At 40.6% G+C, this 6,886-nt stretch carries 5 protein-coding genes; all 5 read right to left on the minus strand.

The window, feature by feature from the left end:
* Positions 1-7: 7 nt before the first annotated feature.
* On the minus strand, positions 8-994 hold the full coding sequence (locus N9R04_RS01900; protein ID WP_262854319.1) for a choloylglycine hydrolase family protein: 987 nt from the start codon (positions 992-994) through the stop codon (positions 8-10).
* Between the two features lie 14 nt (positions 995-1,008).
* Positions 1,009-1,932 (minus strand): AEC family transporter, encoded by a 924-nt coding sequence (locus tag N9R04_RS01905; RefSeq protein WP_262854325.1) that lies wholly within the window; start codon positions 1,930-1,932, stop codon positions 1,009-1,011.
* 300 nt (positions 1,933-2,232) lie between these two features.
* Complete coding sequence (locus N9R04_RS01910; protein ID WP_262854328.1) at positions 2,233-3,027, minus strand: CHAP domain-containing protein; 795 nt, start codon at positions 3,025-3,027, stop codon at positions 2,233-2,235.
* Between the two features lie 546 nt (positions 3,028-3,573).
* Positions 3,574-3,792, minus strand: a complete 219-nt coding sequence (locus tag N9R04_RS01915) for a hypothetical protein (protein ID WP_262854331.1) — start codon at positions 3,790-3,792, stop codon at positions 3,574-3,576.
* A 180-nt stretch (positions 3,793-3,972) separates the two neighbouring features.
* Positions 3,973-6,886: Ig-like domain-containing protein (locus N9R04_RS01920; RefSeq protein ID WP_262854333.1), on the minus strand; the 2,914-nt coding region annotated here is incomplete at its 5' end.

Here is a 6,886-nt window from a genome sequence, read left to right on the forward strand (position 1 = left end):
ACTGCGGTTAATCATTAAGCTTGAATGTATTAACCCGCTCTATAGGCGAGAATAAAGTTAAGTGATCTCGATTTAACAAATCTTCACTCATTTGTAATTCTGCTATCTGATTAGAAGTATAATGTCTGACATATAACGTGCGTGTACTCAGATTAATAACAGTTTGATATAGCGTATAAAGGTTAACCCCATCATCTGTTCTTACAGCTCCTTGAGGGATACTAACCGCATCCAACAATTTAAACGCATTCCAAAAATCTTGCCCTGCTGTAGCGTCTTCTGACAACCAATGCTTGAGATAGGCAGCGCGAACAAAACGCTCTCTTGACGTATAACCGCCTGGCAACCCATATGTACCACCTTCGACCCCTAAACTAGAAAAGGTCGTATTATACATTTGTACCGCTTCTGAACTTAAAGGGCTTAACGCGGTATAGTTTCTCAAATTCTCATAGTGCCAATTAAGATCTGGATCATTAGTAAGAACACCGACTGGATTATCTTGAATAACGATTCGACCGTCGTCAAAAGTTAACTCTGCAGAACGTCCTGTAGCATCGATGAGGTGATAATGTAATGGAGGCACCTCGGAAATATCAGAGAGATAATAAGCGACTACATTTACTTTAGATGTGTTTTGTCTAACCTCTTCAATATCTTTATTGTTCCCTAGTACCCACATCAGCACTTCACTTGGGGTAATGTTGATCAAACCTTCTTGGGCCTCTGAAGCATATGAACTATAACCTCTGAAATATTGATTTGACATCGCTAGCCCATGCTCATTTACACCATCGCCGAAAATGAAACCATCCATATGGCAACCCGTGCCCATTATTCCATGCTCATTCTCCCCTGTATAATCGATATGCGATTCCCAGTAATAACCACGTGGAGCAATGGCAGGTTGTCCTTCCAATGGATAAGCGAAATCCATAGTTCTACCAAATATAACTTCATTGCTTTGCGTAATGTAAGAAAAACTTGTACACATCCCTGCTCCTCCTTTTAAAATATTATATTAGATAAGTATATGACGATTACAACAGTGAGTGTGCTCAATAAAGTTGACAAGAAAACGAGCTGAGCAGCAAGTTCAGGATAATTGTCATATTCTTGAGCGATAACTGAACTATTCACTGAAGTCGGCATGGCTGAAGCAATAAATAATGCTTGAGCAATCATTCCATTGAAACCAAGTATTTTAATAATCAGCGCAGCAACTACAGGTCCTATGATCAGTCGAATGATAATGTAAATATATGCAGATGACCATTTAAAAGAAAACTTGAATTGCGCAATTTGGCCTCCGAGTAATAGGAGCGCTATCGGAATCATAGCGCCGGAGAGATACTTAATAGTAGTCCAAGCAAAATCAGGTACTGGTAAATGACCGTAATTAAAGACGACTGCTAATACCAATGCGTAGAGAATAGGCATCTTCAAATAGCCTAGTAGCGCACGCAGTTTCCCTACCTGTACCGATTGAATTGCGAAAATACCGTAAGTAAATGTAAATAAGTTCTGCAAAGTGAGTACAATCACTTGTACTGACATCGCGACAGGGTCTCCTTTGAACACCATGTCATTGACTGGAGCTCCGTAATTACCTGAATTGAAGAACAGCACGCTATTATTTAACGTCGTAGCTTTAGCTTTATCATGATGTAAGAAGAGAGAAGTGACTTGAGCTATGAGATACAGTGCTAGTATGTAAAGCAGAAAGAAAGTAACGATATAGCCAAACATTCTTAGATTGAGCGTCGTTTTGTAAAACTTAGCAAAAATAAATGCCGGTATGAACACATAAATGTTGAGTTTGGCTAGGGCGCCAAGGTTCATTTGGAACCGTTTCTGCACAGTAAACCCTATGATGATAAGCAGAAATATTGGAAGTAATACGTCGATGAGTATAGTTATAAATGCTATCATCGTCTCCCACCTTTCTGTATTATATGTAGAAATACTTATATCATACGCTTCTTATCTTACTTTGAATACCCTTTTAGAATGGTATGTGTTAGGAGAGCCCACATAACGATATGGGAATGAGTTGTTTAATGAAATTAAAACATAACATTTTTGTATTTTGCGAAACCGATAAACGGCGTCTCAAAAGCAAGGTTGTCGACAGAAACGCTCCCTCTTCCTATTAAAAAATCCACTAACCTAAGTCAGCAACTTAAGTTAGTGGAAGATATGATAAAGCTCTAAACCTCTATAGATGAGAGCTTATTTGATGTAGTTGTATGAACTAGCTTGACTAGCTGAAATTGTACGAGAAGTTACAACGCCAGGACCGTGACCGTAGTTCATTTCTGAAACTTTAACTGAACCATCGCTATTAACGCCTTCAACGTATGCCACGTGACCAAATGCACCTTGTGAAGTTTGCATAATAGCTCCTTGTTTAGGTGAATTATCTACAGTGTAACCTGATTGAGCTGCAGCGTTAGCCCAGTTACGAGCGTCGCCCCAAGTAGATCCAATCTTGCCACCTACTTTATCGAATACGTAGTAAGTGCATTGTCCAGAAGTGTATAAGTTTGAACCTGAAGCAGATCTACCTGCAAATACATGACCACCTTGATTGTGTTGTGGCGCGCTTTGAGTTGTTACACGTACGTTATGATTTGAAGTTTGGTTTGTATTATAAGTTGCACCTTTACCGCCAGTGTAAGTATTGTTAGCTGTGTAAGATTGTGGTTGGTAGTTAGAATAATTACTGCTAGTATAATTGTAGTTATAGTAGCGATTGTTATTTTGATTTACGTTATTGTAATTATAGCCAGTTGCTTGTTGCGCTTGACCTTGTTGTTGAGGTGCTTGGCTTGGGCTCCAGTTACCTTTCCAAGTGTAGTGGTAATTACCTTGTTGATCAATTGTATAATGATAGCTATATGACGTTGGGTCATTTGGATTATATCCATTATTTGTGTTTTCCGCTGCGTCAGCGTCATGGTGAGCAAGTGCGAAAGTTGCAATACCTGCAGTAGCAATTGATGCTGTAGCGATTTTTTTCTTCATAATAAAATATCCTCCTAATGATTAGTGAAAAATTGTTTCGTTTCTTGCTTTAACGTCTATATACAATAAGTAATCTTTCTTCTGCTTAATTAACGACAAGCCATACTCTAACAAAGATTCAATGGTTTGTGGGCGATGTTATTACATTGTAATTGACTCATAATAATTCATGTCTCCTTGTAATCTTTCTGTCTATTTTTAAAAATTCTCTAACCCCCGTTATCATGCCTTTAAAAATATATGATATATCACTTCACTCAACGCCGGTTGTAACATTTTTTCGTTCGGTACCGAGCTTTATAACTTTCACGCATTAAACCTGAACCGGTTTATAAAGATTAATTTAGATATCTACACGGGAGCTCTCTTATCTCAATAGATCCTCCCAAACAGTTGTTTCTGGTTCGTAAAATAAAAAAATTTGCTTAAGGTAATTGAGACATAATTTTTTGAGCATTAAGAAACTGATGAACGGCCTCCCAAAAGCAGTATTGTCTATAAAAATGTTCACGATTCGGGAGCGGGACAGAAATCTTTTTATTCAAATTAGATTTCTGTCCCGCTCCCTCTTTGTTGGGGCCCACCCCAACTCGCTGTGCTCGTTGAAACTGGTTTACCAGTTTCTTTGTGTTGGGGCCCCACCCCCAACTCGCATTGCTGGTGGAAACTGATAAACCAGTTTCTTTGTGTTGGGGCCCCACCCCAACTTGCATAGCTTGTGGAAACTGTTTTACCAGTTTCTCTTTGTTGGGGCCCCCTGCTCAAACCCTAAATGCTGTTGTCCCGACCTCTTAACTTTCTCAAAATCAAACACCCTGTTATAAAACAAAAAACTTCGAGGCTTTTCGTAAATTTTACGAAAACCTCGAAGTTTGTCAGTTATTGAGATACTTATATCTCAATTTCTTTATTTGCGTAGCACATATTTCTCACGACGACGTATGTTTATTTATCTTCTTTTTCTTTACGTCTTCTGCCGACTAAGAACAATGCACCTAAAGCTGCGAATAAGCTACCAAAGATTGTACCGCTATTTTCTGTATTACCTGTATCTGGTAATGCTTTAGCTTTGTTATCTGATGACGTTGGAGCTTCAGATTGAGCTTTAGCAGCTACTTCTGCTTGATCTCCATTAGAATTAGATGTTGCTGTCATTCCAACTTGATCATTTGAAGTCACTTCAGAAGCTGGAGCCTCGTTCGTAGGTTCTTGTGCCTGGCTACTGTTATCGCTAGGTGTTTGAGCATTACCTTTATCTTTACCTGTTGCAGGAGTATCACAGTTGTTACCGCTCATATCTTTATCAGTAACTGTTACTACTGTTGCTGTAGATTCATGACCATTTGGATCTACTTCTACAACTGTAACTTTATCTCCAGCTTTGAGATGTACGTCTTTCGGTAACTCAACTACCCAACGACCATCTTTACCTACTTTAGTTGTAACTGTTTGGCCACATGGTGTAGTGACTTTAATTGTATTACCTGGTGTGCCATGACCGCTAACTGTAGTATCTCCAGTATAGATCGGATCTACTTGTGGTTGATGTGCTGTATTATCACTATCTTTAACAGTAACGTCAACTGGAGTAGATGCATGTCCATATTGATCTTTTTCTACGACACTCACTTTATCGCCTGGGTTAAGTTTAGTGCCTGCTGGTAAATCAATGTGGAACTTACCGCTGTCGTCAACCTTACCTGTTACTTTCGTACCATCTGGTAATGTGACCTCTACTGTGTTGCCTGGTGTACCTTTACCTGTGATTGCTTTATCACCTGCTGTTACTGGGTTAACAGTTGGTTGTTGAGCCGTGTTCGGATAGTCTCCGACAATGACTTCCGTCGCTGGTGATGTATGACCATGCTCGTCTTTTTCTACGACACTCACTTTATCACCTGGGTTAAGTTTAGTACCTGCAGGTAAATCAATGTGGAACTTACCGCTGTCGTCAACCTTACCTGTTACTTTCGTACCATCTGGTAATGTGACCTCCACTGTGTGACCTGGTGTACCTTTACCGTTTACAGATGTATCTCCACCTTTAATTGGATCAACCTGTGGTTGTTGCGCTGTATTCGGATATTCTCCGACAATGACTTCCGTCGCTGGTGATGTATGACCATCCTTGTCTTTTTCTACAACGCTGACTTTATCACCTGGTTTTAATGTTACTCCTTCTGGTACATCTATACTGTAGTTGCCGTCTTTATCTGCTCTACCAGTTACTGTTCTACCATCCGGTAATGTTACTTCTATTTTATTTCCTGGTGTGCCTTTACCACTTATTGATGTATCTCCGCCTTTGATTGGATCAACCTGTGGTTGTTGCGCCTTATTCTCTATGTCATTTACAGTGACTTCTGTCGCTGGTGACACATGATCATACTTATCTTTCTCTACGACGCTGACTTTATCGCCCGGTTCCAATACTGTACCTTCTGGCAAGTCAATACGGTAGTTGCCATTGTCCTCAACTTTGTCAGTGGCTTTCGTACCATCTGGTAATGTCACCTCTACTGTGTGTCCTGGTGTACCTTTACCTGTAATAACTTGATCGCCTACTGTTACTGGATCAACAGTTGGTTGTTTCGCTGTATTTTCTGTGTCATTTACAGTGACTTCTGTCGCTGGTGACGCATGATCGTATTTATCTTTCTCTACTACGCTCACTTTATCGCCTGGTTTCAATGTTGTACCTTCTGGTACATCTACACGGTAGTTGCCATCATCGTCGACTTTACCTGTTACTTTCGTACCATCCGGTAATGTGACCTCTACTGTGTGTCCTGGCGTACCTTTACCTGTGATCACTTTATCATCTACTGTTACTGGGTTAACAGTTGGTTGTTTCGCCGTGTTCGGATAGTCTCCGACTGTTGTTTCTGCAGCTGGTGATGTATGACCTTTATCGTCTTTTTCTACGACGCTGATTTTATCGCCTGGTTTTAATGTTTTACCTTCTGGAATATCAACGTGGTAGTTACCATCGCCATCTACTTTACCTGTTACTTTCGTACCATCTGGTAATGTCACTTCTACTGTGTGTCCTGGTGTACCTTTACCACTCACTGATGGGTCTCCACCTTTAACTGGATCAACAGTTGGTTGCTTCGCTGTGTTTTCTGTGTCATTTACAGTCACTTCTGTCGCTGGTGACGCATGATCGTATTTATCTTTCTCTACTACGCTCACTTTATCGCCTGGTTTCAATGTTGTACCTTCTGGTACATCTACACGGTAGTTGCCATCATCGTCGACTTTACCTGTTACTTTCGTACCATCCGGTAATGTGACCTCTACTGTGTTACCTGGCGTACCTTTACCTGTGATCACTTTATCATCTACTGTTACTGGGTTAACAGTTGGTTGTTTCGCCGTGTTCGGATAGTCTCCGACTGTTGTTTCCGCAGCTGGTGATGTATGACCTTTATCGTCTTTTTCTACGACGCTGATTTTATCGCCTGGTTTTAATGTTTTACCTTCTGGAATATCAACGCGGTAGTTACCATCGCCATCTACTTTACCTGTTACTTTCGTACCATCCGGTAATGTGACCTCTACTGTGTGTCCTGGCGTACCTTTACCTGTGATCACTTTATCATCTACTGTTACTGGGTTAACAGTTGGTTGTTTCGCCGTGTTCGGATAGTCTCCGACTGTTGTTTCCGCAGCTGGTGATGTATGGCCATCCTTGTCTTTTTCTACGACGCTGATTTTATCGCCTGGTTCTAATGTTTTACCTTCTGGAATATCAACGTGGTAGTTACCATCGCCATCTACTTCACCTGTTACTTTCGTTCCATCTGGTAATGTCACCTCTACTGTGTGTCCTGGTGTACCTTTACCACTTACGGAT

Origin of the sequence: Staphylococcus marylandisciuri (genome assembly GCF_025519785.1) — a bacterium.
Taxonomy (GTDB): Bacteria; Bacillota; Bacilli; order Staphylococcales; family Staphylococcaceae; genus Staphylococcus; species Staphylococcus marylandisciuri.

Excerpts from the sequence above, each read along its gene's own strand:
- N9R04_RS01900 (WP_262854319.1), bottom strand. The coding sequence starts at position 994 with ATGTGTACAAGTTTTTCTTACATTACGCAAAGCAATGAAGTTATATTT.
- N9R04_RS01905 (WP_262854325.1), bottom strand. The coding sequence starts at position 1,932 with ATGATAGCATTTATAACTATACTCATCGACGTATTACTTCCAATATTT.
- N9R04_RS01910 (WP_262854328.1), bottom strand. The coding sequence starts at position 3,027 with ATGAAGAAAAAAATCGCTACAGCATCAATTGCTACTGCAGGTATTGCA.